This is a genomic window from bacterium (assembly GCA_021159335.1).
Lineage (GTDB): Bacteria > UBP14 > UBA6098 > B30-G16 > B30-G16 > JAGGRZ01.
Genome location: JAGGRZ010000028.1, coordinates 1 through 19434, shown reverse-complemented (window position 1 = coordinate 19434; position 19434 = coordinate 1). Strand labels below are relative to the sequence as shown.

The following is a 19434-nucleotide window of genomic DNA, read 5'->3' as shown; positions in this document are numbered from 1 at the left end:
TAGAAAAGAACCTCGACCTCATAAGCGCCAATAAACCCTCTGAAGTTAGCGGACCGGAAAGCACGACCAACGAGGTTACCCTGCTATTTCGCGATGGGAAAACGGAGAAACTACCCGTTATGAGCAAGCGCCGACTCGCAAGAATCATAATGGAAAAAGTAGGGGATATGATAGGCTAATAAAACCCATCCTTTTAAAACTACGCAATAAAGACAAACTCCACGAACCATCTTAAAAGCTTCCGCAATCCTTAAGCGAACAAAAGCCCAACATTTCCTTGACCGTGGGCTCTACGATTCTATTTTTAGGCAAAAACGAAAAAGAAAGGAGAAAACAATGAAAAGACGAAGAGTGGTTATTATGGGTGCTGCAGGAAGGGACTTCCATAACTTCAATACCTACTTCAGGGACAACGAAAAATTTGAGGTCGTTGCTTTCACTGCTACGCAAATTCCTGACATAGAGGGGCGAGTCTATCCGCCAGAACTTGCGGGAAAATTATATCCTAATGGTATTCCTATCATAGCGGAATCCGAACTTCCGAGCTTTATCAGGGAAAACGACATTGATGAAGTTTACTTCTCGTATAGCGACATTTCGAACCAATATGTTATGGAACGGGCTGCATTGGCTATGTCGGCTGGCGCAAGCTTCGGGCTTCTCGGGCCAAAAGATACAATGCTCACATCCGAGAAACCAGTCATAGCGGTTTGTGCGGTGCGCACCGGCTGCGGGAAATCTCAAACCACACGAAGAGTAGCGCAAATCCTTGGAAAATTAGGCAAAAAAGTGGCTATAATACGCCATCCAATGCCCTACGGTGACCTTAAAAAGCAGATATGGCAGCGATTCGAAACTTTGGATGACCTCGACAAATACGAATGCACCATAGAAGAACGCGAGGAATACGAACCTCACATTATGCGCGGGAATATCGTCTGGGCAGGGGTCGATTACGGTGAAATACTGAAAAGAGCTGAAAAAGAAGCTGATGTGATACTTTGGGACGGTGGAAACAACGACCTACCCTTCATAAAACCCGACCTGCACATAGTGGTTGCTGACCCCTTAAGACCTGAAGATGAAATAACATATTATCCCGGCATAGTGAACCTTCGTATGGCTGATGTCGTGGTTATAAACAAAGTTGATACTGCGGACTACGAGGATGTTTTGATAGTATGGGACAATGTGCGAGCTTTCAATCCCAAGGCGACGGTTATCCTTGCGGCAAGTCCAATATTTGTGGAAGACCCTGATGTAATAAAGGGTAAGAAAGTTCTCGTAGTCGAAGATGGACCTACACTGACACATGGCGAAATGAATGTCGGCGCGGGATTCATAGCAGCACAACTTTTCGGCGCAGCAGAAGTTATCGACCCAAGACCTTACGCCGTAGGCTCGATCCTTGAAACATACGAAAAATACGAGAATACTGGTCCGGTGCTTCCTGCTATGGGTTATTCGCCCAAACAAATAGCCGAACTTGAGGAAACCATTAATAAAGCCGAGGCAGATGCAGTAATAATAGGAACCCCTATAGATCTCAGGAGGGTGGTTAAAATAAACAAACCTGCCACCAGAGTCCGCTATGAACTTCAAGAGATAGGAAAACCAGACCTCGAGGACATAATAAAGCAAATGGACCTTTAGAACTAATCCACGAAACTTTATTGGCACAATGCCCTCTACTATGCAAATGAGCAATAGTTAACTTGACGAAATTAGCAAAATTAATAATATTTAAATAAGTAGAAATCCAATCAGGAGGTAAATATGCCAAAGAAGACTTTTACCTTTATATTGCTTATTATATTAATTTTTCCAGCTATTTCGTTATCACAATGGACCTTCAGCTTCGACATGCGCTTTATTCCCGATACATGCAGACCGTCGATGCCAGCGGATTCCCTCTCCTTTGGAACAGCACCAGGTGCAACCGATACTTTTGATTCATTTGATATAGGTGCACCACCAGCATCTTTTCTACCTATGCCTTACTTTTACGCTCCTGGTCCTTTTATTTCGAGTCTATGGCGAGATATAAGAGCGCCTGCCGATACAGTAGTTTGGCAACTTAGGCTTTTCAGGTTCGACAAATTCGATACCGTAATAATCCTTTGGAGAACCGCAGATCTACCCTATACCTATGGTTACCTTCAAATAAGCACCGATTCTACCTTCAGCTCCCCCGTTGATATGCGCACCACAAGCTCATTCATTATATCTCCGCCAAGTTTCCATCTCGCATATTTCAGATTCATAGCATCACCATCACCTCCAGATACCCTGCCACCCTATGTTATCAATCCATTCCCCACATGTGGCGATACAATGGTTGAACTTGACCTTGATTCCATCTCAGCCGACATCATCGATGACGGCGTTGGTGTCATAAGAGACAGCATAAGAGTTACGGTTAACGGCATTGATGTCACCTCTTTCATCACGATAACGCCCATAACCCGCGGATTTCATATATCATATTATCCGACGACATCGCTACCGCCACTTACCAATTTCACCGTAATAATAAATGCAGTTGACGGTGTAGGAAACCACATGACATTCACCTGCACTTTCCGCACTCGACCTGCACCAACACCGAGATTCAAGATTTATGGGCATGTCTACGATTCAACCACGCTTGCACCTATAGAAAGCGCACTGGTAGTGTTATCATTGGGTCCCTTATCAATGTCGGATACGACTGATACTGCTGGTTACTATGAGTTTGATTCCATCGCGCCTGGAACCTATGGTATGACAGCATCTGCTGAAGGCTACTGGTCATCCCATGTTACAGTCACTGTTTCGGGAAGTGATGTCGTCCAAGACTTCTATTTATTGCCGTTAATTGTTCTTGATACGATATGCGGAAGTATTCGTGAAACCAGACCCGCAGATACATTAACTTTCCCAGTTCCAGGTGCAATAATAACTGTATCGTGGGATACATTTACAATAACTATTACCGCTGACTCATTAGGTAACTATTGCATTTACGATGTTCCCGAAGGCGAGACACTGACCATAATAGTAACTGACCCCCGTGGCTGGCTGTATCCCGAAACTATTTATGCAGACGCAGGAACTCTATCCACACCATTCGATATAAGACTTATGCCTATATACTTTGACATTTCAGGTAATGTCTGGGTTATAGATGATGGTGCTCCCACTGGGACACATGTCGAACTCGTTGGCGTCTCATCCTGCACAACTACTACTGGCGGCGCCTTCAGTTTCTCGGTGATTCACGGAACCTACACATTAATAATAAGCAGAGAAGGCTACTATCCAGATACATTCACCGTTACGGTTCCACCATCAATATCGATAATGGACACGCTCGATACAATCCCATTCTTCAATCCCCCACCTCCAAGAAACCTTGCTGCGTCACACAATATATTCGCAAGAATGGTCTGGCTTTCATGGGACCCACCGCTCGAACGAGGTTTGGCGGAACTTCGATACGATGATGGTCCTGTTCCCTTCGGATACTTCCCCTTTGCGATGACTGCCTATGGAATTAACAAGTATGGCGTTCGTTTCAGCATCCTCGATTCCTTGGAAATAGTCGGTGTCAGGGCTGGAATGTGCGGAACTGTGAACGCAATCTGCAACATATGCTCGTGGTCTGGCACAGCACCAGGCATGATTATGGCCGCCGATACTCAAACAAGCTACGAATCGCCCACATCACCATGGGTCAGCTTCGACTTCCATTCCTCACCAGTGTTTATTGAGGCCGGGCACGATGTGTTCATCCAATTTGAACCCATCCATGCAGGCGATAGTCTTTGTGTCCTTATTGATATACTGGACACGAATCTATACGACCCATATCAATACATCTATCATCCTATGGTGGGTTGGGTTAATCTTTCCGCAGCGACAGGTGGTGAGGCATCAGGGGTGGTTTTCGTCGTGAGAATCTATGTGCGATATGCTGGACATTTCTACGCTCTTGATGTTACCTCTGGCGGCACGATAGTATCCATAACCCCAATACTCGACTGGAAAGAGGTTGAAAAAGAATTCTTAGGTCGTTCTCCAATTATTCCTGACGAAAGCACCCCAACATTCTTAAGAACGCTTGAACTCTCATATCCCAGTAAATACCGAATTTATCGTTCCTTCTCGCTTTTTGACAGCGTCACTGCACCAGGCGTAACGAGAATCGCTGAGGTGGGCTGGGACACGACCTACTACTACGACAGAGATGTCCTGCCTGATACCAATTACTATTATCGTGTTACAGCAGTTTATCCCGGTGGAAGCGAATCCGAGGTTTCGAACTTTGCAATAGGAAGATGCGTCGAATACGCACCAGCCGCACGAATTCTCATAGTCGACCACGACGATGGCTTAATGCTTGCCGACAGCGGAACCGCACCAGAGGATAGCATGCTCGCAGCAATGCTCGATTCAATAGTTACTGGCATAACACCAGGCGACATCTATATCAGCCATCAAAACGAAATCCTGCAGCACTTCATACTTGTGGACACATTAACTGGCTTACCAAGATACGAGGCTGTATTCATAATATCTTCACCCCATAATTTCCGTTTTGGCGATAGAGACCTTCAAGAGCTCATGAGTTATCTGCGTTCTGGCGGCAAACTTTACATTGAGGGCGCGGATGTAGGCTATTTCCTCGACGGGACCGACTTTCTCGACTCACTCGGAGTATCATTCGCAGATGATGGCAGCGATTCGTTCAATGTGTTGTTCCTAAGAACCGCTGATACAGCATTTTTCGAATGGCAAAAATTTACTATCGGTTATTCATTCGGGACCACAGCTGACTTAACGAACGACGAACTTGAACCAATAGCAGGCACCGGAGCGAAAGTGCTTATGTATTCCTGGGGTGACACCACTACAACTACCGATTCCGTGGCAAGAGTTATCTATTATGATTCTGGCACATACAAGGCGATAACATCATCCATCTATCTTGGCGCCATGATCGATGGTGAGTTCCCGGCAACAAGGATAAGAATTCTCGGCTCCATACTAAACGCATTCGGTATCGCGAATACAAGAGTAGAGACCAAACTTAAACCCGAATACAAAGCTATATTGACAAGTTTCCCTAACCCGTTCAACTCATCGACCACCATAGAGTTCACGCTGCCCGAGGAACTCGGGACTCGAATAAGCATAATTGATGTAGTCGGCAACAAGGTTTATGATGCTTACCTCGGCAAACTATACCCGGGAACACACAGGATAATATGGAACGGTGTAACAAGCGATGGGCACGATGTTCCGAGCGGAATATACTTCGCAAGGCTCTTTGGCGACGGAAAAATCATCGCTTCCGGAAGAATAATACTCTTGCGTTAACGATGAGTTAACGCATTGCTGTGAAAGTTGCTCCCTTGGGTCGCTTAAATTAGGACCTGCGGGGTTTACGGCGCATAGCGGGGCATTCGGCGCCCCGCTTTTTTATTCGGAGGAAAATAGTTTATCAATTTAGTATTGTTAATATTCCAAGTTTGTATTAAATTTTTGTCCATAAAAAACCAAAACAAGAGAGGTGAAAATGCCCAACTCACCTGACTTTATACGAGTAAGCCTTGCAGCAGCCATGACACTTGGTCTAAGACCCGGTATTTTCTGGCGAGACGCAAAACTTTACTGCATAAACCTTCTAACGGTCTACGATCGCCCTTGTGCCGGGAACTGTGCATACTGTGGACTTCATCGACAACGAAGACCTCCAAAACATGCTCCCCGCGAAACTAAAAACCTCAACCGCCCGGATAAAACTTTCATTCGCGTTGACTGGCCTGCATTTCCCACAGAACTCGTTGTAGAAAGAATAGTCGAACACGAGCCCGAAGTTCCTATAAAAAGGGTTTGTATATCGATGATAACCCGGCGCGAAGCCGTCGAGGATACCATAACTATCGCAAAAATGATAAGAGAAGTGAGCGATGTTCCGATATCAATGCTTATAGCCCCCACAGTCATTCGTAACGGCGACCTTGAGCGAATGAAAGAAGCTGGCGCAGACAAAATCGGCGTCGCGATAGACGCCGCAACGCCAGAGCTATTCGACAGGCTCCGTGGCAAAGGTCAAAATGCCCCCCACAGATGGGACAGATACTGGCAAGTGCTCGAGAACGCCAGGGATGTTTTCGGAAAGGGTAACATTGGTGCTCACTTCATCGTTGGACTTGGCGAGACAGAGAAGGACATGGTTTACGCGTTCCAGCGCGCACGAGACCTCGGCGGAGAAACGCATCTTTTCTCTTTCTATCCTGAGGAAGGCTCGGACCTAGAACATCTCAACCCACCACCAATAGACCAATATCGACGAATGCAAATAGCAAGATTCCTGATAGACGAAGACATAGCACGGGCTGAGGATATGGAATTCGATGAAAACGGCAGGTTAGTCTATTTCGGCATAAGCAACAAACTCCTTGACGAGGTTATCGAATCAGGCACACCGTTTATGACCTCGGGATGCAAGGGCAAAGATGGCACAGTAGCTTGCAATCGACCGTACGCAAACTCGCGACCGGGACCAAGAATGCGCAACTATCCATTCCCGCCCACCAAAGACGACATTAAGCTTATCCGCGCGCAGCTCGAAACTGGTGAAGAATTGCCCTTTGAGGTCGAAATTTCATGAACGAGGAAATAGTCATAGTAGGAGCTTCTGTAGCGGGACTTTCTGCGGCGATAAAGTTGTGTGAAATGGGTCTAAAGCCGCTAATCCTGGAAAGAAAAACAGCGATAGGCTATCCCCTCCAGTGCGCTGAATTCGTTCCCGCGCTATTCGTAAACGAGACGAAACACATTGGGAAATTCATAAGCCAGCACACCAATGGCTTACGGATGCTGATTGATAATGGCAAAAACATCGAGCAACTATTCCTGCCATCACCGGGTTACATAGTTCACCGCGACAAATGGGAGCAATACTTAGCAGCGCACGCATTAAACATGGGAGCAAAGATTTTCATTGGCGAGGCGGTAACCAAAATTATCATCGAAAGCGGTAGTGTTGTTGTAACTACGACGAAAAGGACGATAAAAACCAAGGTTGTCATAGGTGCCGACGGACCAAAATCTACGGTAGCTAAATTTGCGGGGCTTCCCGAACAAAAACTCGTGCCGGCATACCAGTGGAGAGTACATTTATCCCATAGGCTCAACGAGAACATCGCGCTTTTCGCAAGCTGGATAAAGGGTGGATACGGCTGGCTTTTCCCAAAACTTAACCTGGCAAACCTCGGGGTCGGCGGTTATAACGCGAACCCGAAGCTTCTTATGAAGGTTGCCGAACGATTAGGCTATTTCCTCGGCATTGATAAATTCAAGCCTATCGAAATTATGGGCGGACTCTTGCCCATCGGTGGAGTACGCGAGAAAATAAGCTTTGATAGGGTATTGCTCGTTGGGGATGCCGCTGGATTTACGGACCCGGTAACAGGTGCGGGAATAGCCAGTGCGTGGGAAACGGGCGCATTAGCAGCAAAAGCAGCCTACGACTTTATTAAAAATGGCGTTCCGCTAAAAAGTTACGATGAACTCACACGCCCGCTTGCAAGAGCAATTGAGAAAAGTCGAGAAAGAAAGATTAGCTCGGAGGCAAAAATCCGTGAAAGCGGAGACATTAAAAGCGCAGTCAGGCTTGCTTGGCGTATCAGATGAACTCGCGAAAAAAATTCGCCAAAGCGCGCAGATATCGTGGCAAAACCTTGGCAAAAAAATCACTTTCTACCTGCCCGGGATGTTTAACCTGTATGGATTAACGGGAAAATACCCTGCCATAAGCGTTACCGGACATCACTGCGACCTAAATTGTAAACATTGTAAGGGGAAACTACTGCGTTCCATGGTGCCCTGCGCGAGCCCCAAGAAACTGCTCAAATTGGCTTCCAAATGGAGAGGGGAAGGTATAGAAGGTGTTCTTCTTTCAGGCGGCTCAACGCTTGATGGCTATGTCCCTCTTCAAAGGGTTCTACCCGCAATCCCGATTCTCAAAGAAATGGGCTTTTATGTTTCAGCGCACAGCGGATTCGCTACTCCTGAGCTTGCAAAAATGCTAAAACAATACGGTGTTGATCAGGTTCTTGTTGATGTAGTCGGCGACGATTGGGCTGTTCGAAACATACTTAATCTACCCGGAATCAAGGTGGTTCACAGAGCATTGGAAGCTCTTTACAGCGAGGGATTAAATGTAGCTCCACACATTATAATAGGTTTGTCAGGCAAAATAGTAGGCGAATACAAAGCCTTAAAAATGCTGGCAAAATACCCTGTTAGCATACTCATATTCGTAGTACTTATGCCAGACGTGGCGATGTCAAACATCATGTTGCCGGTTCCCCTTGAGGATGCACTTTCGGTTATTGTGGAGGGACGCCAAATGTTCCCAGACATACCTCACTCGCTGGGTTGCGCAAGACCACGGGGCATATATAGGCGAACGCTGGAGAAATGGGCATTAAGAGCCGGAATAAACCGGATCGCACTGTTCTCCGAGGAAGCAGTAGAAGAGGCGGAATCACTCGGACTCGAAATAAAATATGAGCTCACATGCTGCTCGGTGATGAAGAAATAATCAATGCTTGAAAAGCTATTCCCCCGGGAGGGAAAATGATTGTAAAAGACCCTGAAAATTGCAAAGAGATAGTGGCTAATGATAACTCATTATTAAAAGAGCTCCTAAACCCGCACAAAGAAGACCTGGCAATAAGTTACAGTCTCGCGATAGCAAGAGTTACACCCGGAAATTCAACATACCAGCACAAGCTAAGAAGTAGTGAGGTTTATTACATAATCTCAGGTGAAGGAGAAATGCACATAAACGACGAAGTGGAAAAGGTTCACAAGGGAGAGACTATCTATATCCCGCCCAATGCCGTCCAGTTGATAAAAAACACTGGCGGGTCAGATTTAGTATTCCTGTGCATAGTGGACCCAGCCTGGCGAGCTGAGGATGAGGAAGTGATAGAATAAACCGAATCTTAATTTATACAATGGTTATTATAAATCGAACTTGATTGTAATCCGAATAGATAGCTACCCAAATATCGCTGTTCCGATCCTCAATATAGTGGCGCCGTACTCAATGGCTATTTCCCAATCGTTGGTCATGCCCATTGAAAGATGCGGGAGTTCAATCCCGTATTTAGCAAGCTCATCCCTCAAGTTCCTTAACCCCTTGAAACAGCGTTCTATCACGGTTCTATCGTCGGTGTAAGGCGCCATCGTCATAAGCCCCAAAAGTTTTAGATTGGGGCAATTCTCGTTGATGTGCATCGCGAGTTCATAAACTTTTTCAGGCGGAATCCCTCGCTTGGTTTCCTCGCCGCTGGTATTTACCTCAATCAAAATGTCCTGCACAAGACCAAACCTTTCGGCACGAATATTCATAGCATCAGCGATTTTCTGGGAATCAATACTGTGCACTAAAACAAATTTCCCGAGGATTTTGTTTATTTTATTTTTCTGAACAGCCCCAATAAAGTGCCACCGTATATCGTTGGGCAATGCCGCCATTTTAGGCAATACTTTCTGGACATAATTCTCGCCAAAATCACGCTGGCCTGCATCATAAGCTTCTTTTATCGCGGAAACATCGGCAAGCTTGGTCACAGCCACCAGCGTTATCGCATCGGGGTCTCGTCCACAGTCCAAAGCCTTTTTGGCGATTTGCTCCCTAAGCTTAAGAAGTTTTTCTGCAACAATTCCCATATTATTTATTCGCTTCTTTGCATGAGGTCCATTATCTGGGTCAATCTCATCTTAAGGTCCTCGGGCAATGTCTTCTTTCTAAGGTTCTGAGCGAGTCCCTCCGCAGCCATTATTAGTTGTTCCTTTTCAAGAAGCGGGTATAGCGAAAGCACAACCAACATGAGTTCATGGTCGTTTTTGCACGATGGGTCAGCTACCAGTTCGAGCCCGAATGAGAAAAGTTCCTCGCCTATCTTCCGACAGTTAGCCGCATGCTCTCGATTAATCATGCAAGTCTCAATGAGAACCTTTATAGTTTCTTTGTAAACTTGCCTTAGCTCGACCGAGAACTTCTTTTGCCTTAATGCCTCAAGCAGGAGCGTGTAAAGTTTCGTGGTTTGAAGATACATATCGGGCATCCTCGAAATCTGCATTAATCTGCGCCTGAGCTGAAGCCCTTTTCTGGCAAATTCTATCGTGTTATCTATATTCTTGCGTTCAAACTCTATCCTCGCAAGCTCGTGATAGGCATCGGCACAAAGAGCAAGAAATTCGAAAAGTTCAAGGTCACTTTTCCTTTCGATAAGCAGTTTTTCCCACACTTCAATAGCATCTTTGAGCCAATCATAAGCCTCTACGAAATTCTCAAGTCTCGCGAGCGCAAGACCGCCTATAACCCTTGCTTTGAATAAAAGCTCAGCATGTTTATGATCCATGTCCCAGGATTTCAGGGTATTTATAGCCTCTTTGCAATGTTTATACGATTTTTCTGGATTCCCCAGCCCAGCATTAAGGTCAGCGCGACATATTCTCAGTTCGACAGCAGTGCTACGCCACAAATCAGCGCGCCAATGATACATTTCGCCCATTATCGGTAAGCTGTCCTCGAGTATGTTTAGTTTCGATTCCGCAAGACGATAATTCCCCTCGGCTACGAGTATTTTTGCGTTTTCCAAAAGTATCCTTGTCAAAAGCACAGCAAAAGAATCCACACCAGATACCCGCCATCTGTCAACCAGAATCGAACCCAATTTATCGAGCCAATCGAGAACCTCCTTAGGCGCAAATGTCCACAACCTGTGTCGAGAGATAAGATTTATTATGTCACCAGCCATAAGTATAACAGGAAGAAACCTGTGTTCAGCACCTTTTATTACTCCTAATGCAAGCTTGACCGCACTTGAAGCATGACCCCACGCCTTGGAAAAATCTTTCTTATCGGCAGCTATCCTGCAGTAATCAGTCAATATGGCTATTCTCTCTAAAGACGCTTCATCACTAAGTGCAGGCGACACACCAAAAGCAGCCACGGCAGCATCAAGAGCTCTGCTCATGGCTGTTTCCGCAGTGGTAAAGTCACCAAGTTTAGCGAGCGCCACTCCAAGTATCCTGTTGGCCTCAGCCCTGAGAAGCGTTGCTACTGAGTGCTTGCCTCCGCTATCAAGGACCATCTTCGAAAAACGCCTCAAAACCTCATTAGCTACTATCTTGGCGGAAAGATAACGACCAGCCTCCAACAAACACTTTGCCACGACTAATAAATCTATCGTATCGTTCTCCTTATCGCGCCAGAGAAGAGTTCGCCTCGCGAAATTAAGTATTCTTTCCCTGTCGGAGCGGGGTCTTACAAGGTCAATGAGCAAAAACCTATGCAAAGCTTTGAACTGCGTGTAGCCAGTGTTTTCAGCAATACTATCAGCAGCAAAGAGTGCATCCACGGCATCCCCAATAGCCCATCGAGCGGCAGCATCACGAAAATACCAATACACCATGGGTATTCCCGCGGTGAAATCGTGATTGGCAAACATAGAAAGCCTGTTAAGCTCGTCACCAGCAACTCTGTCAAAATATGGTAGCCCACCAAGCTCTTTTATGAACCACTTTTTCGCCACAGGATGCATAAGCACACGCCATGGCAACCTATCGGGTTTGTCAAGAGTATCAACGAATGCAGGCTCGCTGAAAAAATCTATTGCCGCCTCCTGCTCCTCGGAAAGCGTAAGAACGGTGTCGAGCGAGGGTCTGTGGCAAACCAATATCGACCCAATAAACCTTTTTAACGCAGGGTTCTTATCGAGAAGCTTTTTGTATTTTATCGTCCCGAGAGCAAGTTCTATTGATGTTTTTCCGAATTTACGCTGAATTTTTTTCTGCGATGGGCGCCGCTCTATGCCAAGAGAGTAGAGGTAGGCTCGCCTTTCGAGCTGTGGCAGCGGCTCAAGGAAAATTATCTCTGCAGGTATTCCGCCAGTTGGCTTAGGTTTGTGCATAGCCATAATAGCCAGAACGAGATTGCTGTTCTGTTTGAGCCTTAGTGCGTTAAAGTATGCTTCAGGATTTAGTTCAACATCGTCTATCATTAGCACAAGTGCCCGCATTCTGATACTTCTCAGCGCTTGGTCTATGTCCATGCCGAAAACCTGTGGAAGATACCATGTAAGCTCCTGTGGAGACATCGATATGAATTTTTTACCCCAATCGAACCCCCACAGTTTTCTGAATACCTCAACCCCATGCTCAACAAGTATCCTTCTCAGCCATGTGTCACCACCGGGTTTCTCAAGGTTTGGAAGGAACTTCAGGCTTGAAAAGTAAGTCATATATCTATCGATTTTCTCCCCTCTCAGATGAGCTATTCTGCCGAGGACGAATTCGGTTAACGGGAGGTTGGCTCGCCAACGGGTTATCAACCTCGTGTAAACAGCGTCAATAGCCTTGTCCCACTGGCTCATCGCAGGATTGGTCATTCGTATTATGAGCACGGGAACATCAACCCTGTCCCGCCAATGATACCTAAGATATTGCAGAAACCAACTTTTACCCACGCCAGGCTCACCCACCACCTGAATGATGGGCAATTTAACTCCCCTCCTTATGCTCTCAAGGATTCTGTCCACGAAAGCTATTTGCTCGCGTCGCCCGGCAAAGCGTGAAAGCCAGCCAGGCTCAGGATATGCTATTTCAGGAAGTGCCATAAAACCTACCTCTTAGTAAATACCTCGATAACTCCTCCTTCCAGAATTATAAAAAGAACTTTTCAGAAAATGCCTTTTATGTGTATTTAATCCGCGAACCTCAGCTTATTTATAACGAGTCCCGACACCAATTTGGGATAAAAATCAGTCGATTTCTGAGGCATCCTTTCGCCCAAATTAGCTATTTGCTTTACCTCGGAAACTTTCGTAGGATTCATGAAGAAAACGCCAATAACATCGGGGTCTTTCTCCATGTATTCAAATCCTTTTTCAGGCTCGCGAATGTAGTAAAGATTCCTTTTTTCTTCAAGCGCTTTAGCATCAATGCCCAATATATCCTCGAGTATTAGCTTATGTAGTATTGAAACATCGAGTCTTTTCCAGACCGAGGACACCGGCTTGGAGATAGCTTTATCCATAATGCTTTCGTCTTTAAGCACCAATAAATAGTAAGACTGCGCTTTTGAAGGAACGAAAAGAAACGCATGTTTGCCCTGCTCACCAAGTTCACGAAGTTTCTTCATTGATTCGTCAAAAACTTTTGGCGCATGGTCGGCACCGGGCACATCAATTTTTTCCACATCAAAATTCTCCGAAACCTTGCTTATGAATGCCTGAAGGTCAAATCCTTTTATGGAGTGAACGACTCTGTGAGTAGGAAGAACCACGAGACCCGGATTTTCCATACAGACGAAGGTCATCATCCTGTTTCTGAATGTTTCCGTCGCGTCCGGAGCAGGTTTTAAGCCCTTCTTCTCACATTCGAGCCAATAATTAACAGCTGTCTCATATCTGTGGTGCCCATCCGCAATGAAAAGGACCTTATCGCTCATCAACATTTGCACTTCCCGTATAACATTTTCATCCGTTACCGCCCATATATAGTGATTGTTGCCAAACCAGTCCCTCGCGGAATAATCAGGCTGTCTTCCCTCTATGGCAGCGGAAAGAACGCTGTCCACTTGATTTTTCGGGTCCGAATAGAGCATGAATATATGTCCCAATTGAGCACGCGTGTGCCTCATAGTATTAAGCCTATCAGCCTTGGGACCAGCGAGGGTTTTCTCATGTGCCTTAACGCCTTTCCCGGGTGGCTCAAGTTCCGCTAATGCGACAAAACCCTGCCTTACCTTTATCTCATCGCCGACCTTGAACTCCTGATGATAAACATATATGGCGGGCTTCTCGTGAATCTCCATTATCCCATCCTCAAGCCACCATTGAAGATAACCTGCACCCCGAGTGTATTGATTGTAATACTCGTCATCGTTGGGAAATCTTTTCCCCAAGACAATTCTTATGAAATTATACGGACTCCTTTTGTAATACTCCTCCTGCATTTCTGGGGTTATTTTATCATACGGCTGGGTAATAAGATTGGTCAAATCACTGCCAAATCTTGCCTTTGAATATGTTACTCCACGGAACGGGAATACTTTCGCCATCGGTTCCTCCTTCAAAAATCCTCGTATTATAATAATTAATCAATTTATCTCTGACAAACAAAATCCGACTTATTCGTAAACCTTCAAGAATTTCGACTTTTCGTGCTGCCACAAGAATCTCTTAAGAGCTTTTTCACGGGCAGTTCTGGACATTTGAATACCATGCTCAATCGCTTGGCTAAATTTTATCTGAAAGTCATCCATCTCATTTCCTGGATTAAGGAATATGCAGTCCGCACCATCTGACACGAATTCCTCAAATTCTGGAATATACGACAAAATAGGTATAGCACCGTATAGCATGTATTCGAATATTTTATTAGTGGTGGTAGCTGCTGCATGTCGCAACGCGTCTTTGCTGAATAATGACAATCCAAAGCGAGCATTGGCTATTTCCATCAGGGCTTTCTCATAGGGAATCCAATCAATAACCAAGTCAACCACATCTCTTGGAAAGCGGGAAATCAATCTTTCGAGGCGCTCGAGTTCACCGGGGTCAAGTTTGCCGATAATTTTGATACGATAGCCAAATTCGGGATTAGCCTTTAGGAATTCTGCGATACGCAACACCACATCGAAACCGCGTTTGGTCGATATTAGCCCAAGATAAAGTATTACTTTATCACGCGAATCCCATGGAATCACTTCTACATCATGGTTTAGTATTGGGAAATTCCGCACGAGATGAGTTTTCGCACCCCATCGAACAAATTTTTTCTTATTCTTTTCTGCTACCGCAATAACAACATCGACAAACTCCACCATCGAGCGCTCATAAAAGTCAACTATTCGCTCAACCAATCCTCTCAAAAATCTTGGCACCCACGGTTTAGCAGCTATAAATATTCCGAGTGGTTCCTGTGCATCGTAAACAATCTTCGCTTTTGGTTTGAAAAACCTCAAAAGCGGCACCATCCACAAAAGCTCACCAGTGCAAATCTGATACGCATCAGCATTAATCTTCATCGCCTTAACAAGCATCACCACGGACTTCGCAACCCTTAAATACCTGTTCCCCGGCTTTCTAACTACAACCCATTCTAAATTAGTTTCGGGGTCAGGTGCTGGCTCGTTAGTCATCAGAAGAAACACAACCTCATGCCCGGCAGAAACGAGTGCCCGTGCCATTTTCCAGTAAAGCCTTACATCCTTGGGTGGATGATACGATGTTAAAAAACAAACCCTCACAACTTATCCCCGACTATTTGGTCAACCATTTTATTGAAATCGTTGGCGAACCTTTCTTTGGAAAAATTTTCAAGAATTTTTCTTCTCCCGCTTTCAACCAAACTACTCATCAATCTCGCGTCATTGAGTATAGACAGTGTAGTTTCTGCCATTTTTTTCGGGGAGGGTTCGACCAATATTCCGCCAGCATTATTTCCAAGAATTTCTTCGACGCCCCCACGGCCACATGATACCACCGCCGCACCCGAACATATAGCCTCAGCGACCACCCTTCCAAAACCTTCATAAGGGGCAGTATGAACAAGAATCTTAACCCGCCTAAGATAATCTATCGGGGAGGATACCCAGCCAGTAATCGTGGTCTTATCCGCGAGCCCGAATTTTTCGAGAAGCCTTTTAAGCCTCGCTGTCTCCGGGCCGTCGCCTATTATGAGAAACTTTTGTTTCGGGAATTTCTCAGAGATTATGGAAGCAGCATAAACAAAAAGTTCAGGACACTTTATTTTAGCCAGTCTGCCAAAATAAGCTATATACTCTCTATTTTCGTTGTCAACTAAACTCCTCACAAATTGCTCACAATCTATAGGACTATAAAGAACAAAAGCCTTTGGAAGTTTTAATTTATAATAATTCTGGAAATCAATAAGCAGGCGCCTTGAAACAAAGCAGAAGGCATCGGAATTCTCCAAAAGATATCTCACAAGGATTTTCGCTAAAAGCTTGGTTTTTCGTTTACAGAGCATCTGGAACAGAGGAACAAAAGGCTTATTGTGTAATTTCGCAGCTTTGCCAACCCAATACGACAGGACATCGGCAGCAGATACTATAATGTCAGGATTTTCCCTCTCTATTATTGGCGAAAGTTTCTGGGGCAGCTTTTTCAGCGCAATCACCTGCTGGGGCAATTTTTTCGGAAAAGGAAGGTCCAAAAATATCTCCTTTGTAAATTCTATAGGGACTGAATCCTTAAGCATGCGCACAACCGTTATGCTATGGGAATCCTTGAGGGCTTTAACCTGCTCGACAAGTTCCGTTAATGCGCCGCCGGTTTTAGCACTTGTAACAAATAAAATATGCATATCAATCGAAGTTACTCTGACTGAACTCCAAACTGAATATAGGATTAGAATATTGGCGTTGCAACATGTTCCCAAGAGAAGTTAACGCCCAATGATTAGCGGGGTAAGAATGCAATTCTTCCCTCAATCTCCGGCGAGATCGGCGAGTGCAACCGAATGTAATTCGATAGAATATCTGTAGCCACAACAGTCGTGTGTTCTATTTCTACATCACCGCTCACGAACATGTAATATCCATCGCCACCGCTCGCTGTCCAATCATTCACGAGAACCGTGTATATTTGCGTTGAATCAACATCAACCCACGAGCCATCCTTAAGCACTTTCATGTCAACTACTCTTTCACCGTAGTTCAACACCTCCGAGACTCCTCTTCCCGAGTAAACCGCACAAAACGGCGCTTTAGTGGTATCAATGGTTACTTTCAGGTTACCAATCTGCATAAAACCACCCGTTGAAGCCCGACACGAATCGGGACATCCATCACCCGCTATTCTTAATGCCGACGCAGATATCTCAAGCACCTGTTTTAGCTGAGCACCTGACATTCGGGCGATTATAACTTCGTTCCTGAATGGGAGCATTTCATTCACCGTTCTCATGGTGATCGCACCAGCAGGATATACCTTATCACCTCTAATAGAACCACTGTTAACCAGCGCTACATCCGCCTCGCCAAACCACTCCAGCCACGAGTCAGCTATAAGATTTCCAAGATTTGATTCTCTGCTTCGTATAACCTCCTTTCGCGCCTCAAGTGCTACAGTCGTTGTCCCTATCGTTTGTCCAAGGCTTTCATCGTAAGCAGCCATATATTGATTCATAACATTCCTGATTGTAGTATCGCATCCAACAGTGGAGTCGAGCAAAATCGTTTCCCAGTAAGGGTCTTTTATTTCACCGTTTGAATACACAAATCTAAGCACACCGAGGTATTCACCTTTAGAGCCGTCCTGAACGATTATCGTATTACCAACTACTTCATAAATATATTCGTGGCTATGACCACCTACTATGATATCTATCCCATCAACCGTTGAAGCAAGATTTCTGTCAAGCATAGTGCCTATATGGGTAAGAGCTATTATTATGTCGCATCCCTGGTCCTCAAGCTTTTGGACCGCGCTTTCTGCCGCCGAGATATAGTCAACATTAACACTCACCCCGCCACCGGGTGGATTGCAAACGCGGGAAAAATCAGGGGTCATTAGACCGAAAATACCTATTTTTAGTCCATTAATATCCTTAACAACATACGGTTTTACTAATTCGTTCAAATCTTGGTCATCAAAAGAAATGTTGGCAGAGACCACATCGAAATCGGCAAAGCCAAGAGCATGTTTATATACCTCAACACCAGCATCAAACTCGTGATTGCCAGGAGTAACAACATCATAACCAGCCATAGAAAGCCCCTTAACCTCAGGTTCGCCTTTAAACACATAAAGAAGCGGTGGTATCAGGTCATCACCCGAGGAAAGCAACAGCGACACATCAACCTCGCTGCGCACCTTCTTAGCGGCGGCAGCTATCCTCTCGAACCCCCCTACTATGATATCCACTCCATTAATGGTCGTTCTAAAAGAGACAATGTGGCTTTGCAGGTCAGCAGTAGTGAGTATGGCAACAGTTCTTTCGGTGGGTTTTGTTTCGCCCTTGCAGCCGAGGAGAAGAAAAGAAACAGTAAAAATCCAACAAAATATCACTTTAAATTTCATCACTACCTCCGCCCATTTCACTACGACAAAAATAATGAGGAGAGTTGCTCAACTCAAGAGTAAAGCGGGACAGGATTTTTAATTAACCATTTAATTTATTCCCCGTGGGAATGTCGAATAGGTCTTACGACTTGGTTCTTCAATAACAGCAACATCACAATCTTCAGCTTTCAATTCCCCGTGGGAATGTCGAATAGGTCTTACGGGGGTGGTCGAATTGGAAGGTTAAGTTACACGCCAGTGTTCTTTCAATTCCCCGTGGGAATGTCGAATAGGTCTTACTTTTTTTATCCACCGTCTGACCGTGTTTGGGCTTTTCCCTACTTTCAATTCCCCGTGGGAATGTCGAATAGGTCTTACGCCATTATCTTTATGTCATACTGCTCATCCCTAGCTGCTTCTTTCAATTCCCCGTGGGAATGTCGAATAGGTCTTACTCTTTTATTTTACCGCCCGCTGCAGCAGCCCATATTATATTTCTTTCAATTCCCCGTGGGAATGTCGAATAGGTCTTACGAATCCTGATGCTGTGGCACTTATAAAGACTGGAGTCTTTCAATTCCCCGTGGGAATGTCGAATAGGTCTTACGGAATACATTTCTTAAGGGGAAAAGAACTTGACAATTTCTTTCAATTCCCCGTGGGAATGTCGAATAGGTCTTACCGCACTACGACCCCGTAGATTGCGTCTGACGGCGTTTTACTTTCAATTCCCCGTGGGAATGTCGAATAGGTCTTACATCCATTGGTGTGCAGAAGCTAATGGGTATGTGTGCGACTTTCAATTCCCCGTGGGAATGTCGAATAGGTCTTACTTTTTTGCTGTTTCATCTCCGCATGTGAGTGTTATCCCGTCTTTCAATTCCCCGTGGGAATGTCGAATAGGTCTTACAAAAATCATACTTATATTTAATAGTGGAAGAAGGAAGGACTTTCAATTCCCCGTGGGAATGTCGAATAGGTCTTACCGAATCGGGAGTTATACCTTTCGCTTCCCATTTATCTATTTCTTTCAATTCCCCGTGGGAATGTCGAATAGGTCTTACTTGGTCTAATCCTGGTGGTGATTATACGGGTTCTTATGCCTTTCAATTCCCCGTGGGAATGTCGAATAGGTCTTACAAGCCAAACATATCTATACAATCTTGACATCTGAAAAACTTTCAATTCCCCGTGGGAATGTCGAATAGGTCTTACATCGTTATTTCACCTTCTCGATACAATAGGAGCATTAAGTATCTTTCAATTCCCCGTGGGAATGTCGAATAGGTCTTACTCATTTATCGGCAATATTCCTTCACTCAACTTATCTTCTTTC

12 protein-coding genes and 1 CRISPR repeat array are annotated in these 19434 nt (G+C 45.1%); of the genes, 6 read left to right on the top strand and 6 right to left on the bottom strand.

The window, feature by feature from the left end:
* The first annotated feature begins 336 nt into the window (after positions 1-336).
* From J7J62_01870 to J7J62_01845, 6 genes are all read left to right on the top strand, one after another.
* Positions 337-1653 carry a GTPase gene (locus J7J62_01870; GenBank protein MCD6123904.1) on the top strand — a complete coding sequence of 439 codons (1317 nt, stop codon included), beginning with the start codon at positions 337-339 and terminating at the stop codon, positions 1651-1653.
* A 123-nt stretch (positions 1654-1776) separates the two neighbouring features.
* A complete protein-coding gene (locus tag J7J62_01865; GenBank protein MCD6123903.1) occupies positions 1777-5361 on the top strand; it encodes a carboxypeptidase regulatory-like domain-containing protein in 3585 nt (1194 codons plus the stop codon).
* Positions 5362-5560: 199 nt separating this feature from the next.
* Positions 5561-6658, top strand: coding sequence for a radical SAM protein (locus tag J7J62_01860; protein ID MCD6123902.1), 1098 nt, complete (start codon positions 5561-5563; stop codon positions 6656-6658).
* A complete protein-coding gene (locus J7J62_01855) occupies positions 6655-7683 on the top strand; it encodes an NAD(P)/FAD-dependent oxidoreductase (protein ID MCD6123901.1) in 1029 nt (342 codons plus the stop codon). Before J7J62_01860 ends, J7J62_01855 begins: the two co-directional genes overlap by 4 nt.
* The gene (locus J7J62_01850) at positions 7631-8596 is read left to right on the top strand and encodes a radical SAM protein (protein MCD6123900.1); all 966 of its coding nucleotides are present in this window, start codon (positions 7631-7633) and stop codon (positions 8594-8596) included. Before J7J62_01855 ends, J7J62_01850 begins: the two co-directional genes overlap by 53 nt.
* 35 nt (positions 8597-8631) lie before the next feature.
* Entirely contained in the window at positions 8632-8994 is a 363-nt protein-coding gene (locus J7J62_01845) for a cupin domain-containing protein (protein MCD6123899.1), read from the top strand.
* 63 nt (positions 8995-9057) lie between these two features.
* Here the strand turns inward: J7J62_01845 and J7J62_01840 are convergent, their stop codons facing one another.
* The 6 genes from J7J62_01840 to J7J62_01815 all read right to left on the bottom strand — a co-directional run bounded on the left by J7J62_01840 (position 9058) and on the right by J7J62_01815 (position 18116).
* Positions 9058-9732, bottom strand: coding sequence for a YggS family pyridoxal phosphate-dependent enzyme (locus tag J7J62_01840; GenBank protein MCD6123898.1), 675 nt, complete (start codon positions 9730-9732; stop codon positions 9058-9060).
* A 5-nt stretch (positions 9733-9737) separates the two neighbouring features.
* Positions 9738-12686, bottom strand: a complete 2949-nt coding sequence (locus J7J62_01835) for an ATP-binding protein (protein ID MCD6123897.1) — start codon at positions 12684-12686, stop codon at positions 9738-9740.
* An 86-nt stretch (positions 12687-12772) separates the two neighbouring features.
* Positions 12773-14131, bottom strand: coding sequence for a DUF1015 domain-containing protein (locus tag J7J62_01830; protein ID MCD6123896.1), 1359 nt, complete (start codon positions 14129-14131; stop codon positions 12773-12775).
* A 69-nt stretch (positions 14132-14200) separates the two neighbouring features.
* On the bottom strand, positions 14201-15319 hold the full coding sequence (locus J7J62_01825) for a glycosyltransferase (GenBank protein ID MCD6123895.1): 1119 nt from the start codon (positions 15317-15319) through the stop codon (positions 14201-14203).
* Entirely contained in the window at positions 15316-16398 is a 1083-nt protein-coding gene (locus J7J62_01820) for a glycosyltransferase (protein MCD6123894.1), read from the bottom strand. Before J7J62_01820 ends, J7J62_01825 begins: the two co-directional genes overlap by 4 nt.
* A gap of 95 nt (positions 16399-16493) precedes the next feature.
* On the bottom strand, positions 16494-18116 hold the full coding sequence (locus tag J7J62_01815; protein MCD6123893.1) for a bifunctional metallophosphatase/5'-nucleotidase: 1623 nt from the start codon (positions 18114-18116) through the stop codon (positions 16494-16496).
* Between the two features lie 91 nt (positions 18117-18207).
* Positions 18208-19392: a CRISPR direct-repeat array (repeat unit 37 nt; unit sequence CTTTCAATTCCCCGTGGGAATGTCGAATAGGTCTTAC).
* Positions 19393-19434: the final 42 nt, after the last annotated feature.

Coding starts and splice junctions, on each gene's coding strand:
- J7J62_01815 (MCD6123893.1), bottom strand. CDS start 18,116: ATGAAATTTAAAGTGATATTTTGTTGGATTTTTACTGTTTCTTTTCTT.
- J7J62_01820 (MCD6123894.1), bottom strand. CDS start 16,398: ATGCATATTTTATTTGTTACAAGTGCTAAAACCGGCGGCGCATTAACG.
- J7J62_01845 (MCD6123899.1), top strand. CDS start 8,632: ATGATTGTAAAAGACCCTGAAAATTGCAAAGAGATAGTGGCTAATGAT.
- J7J62_01840 (MCD6123898.1), bottom strand. CDS start 9,732: ATGGGAATTGTTGCAGAAAAACTTCTTAAGCTTAGGGAGCAAATCGCC.
- J7J62_01860 (MCD6123902.1), top strand. CDS start 5,561: ATGCCCAACTCACCTGACTTTATACGAGTAAGCCTTGCAGCAGCCATG.
- J7J62_01870 (MCD6123904.1), top strand. CDS start 337: ATGAAAAGACGAAGAGTGGTTATTATGGGTGCTGCAGGAAGGGACTTC.
- J7J62_01865 (MCD6123903.1), top strand. CDS start 1,777: ATGCCAAAGAAGACTTTTACCTTTATATTGCTTATTATATTAATTTTT.
- J7J62_01855 (MCD6123901.1), top strand. CDS start 6,655: ATGAACGAGGAAATAGTCATAGTAGGAGCTTCTGTAGCGGGACTTTCT.
- J7J62_01830 (MCD6123896.1), bottom strand. CDS start 14,131: ATGGCGAAAGTATTCCCGTTCCGTGGAGTAACATATTCAAAGGCAAGA.
- J7J62_01835 (MCD6123897.1), bottom strand. CDS start 12,686: ATGGCACTTCCTGAAATAGCATATCCTGAGCCTGGCTGGCTTTCACGC.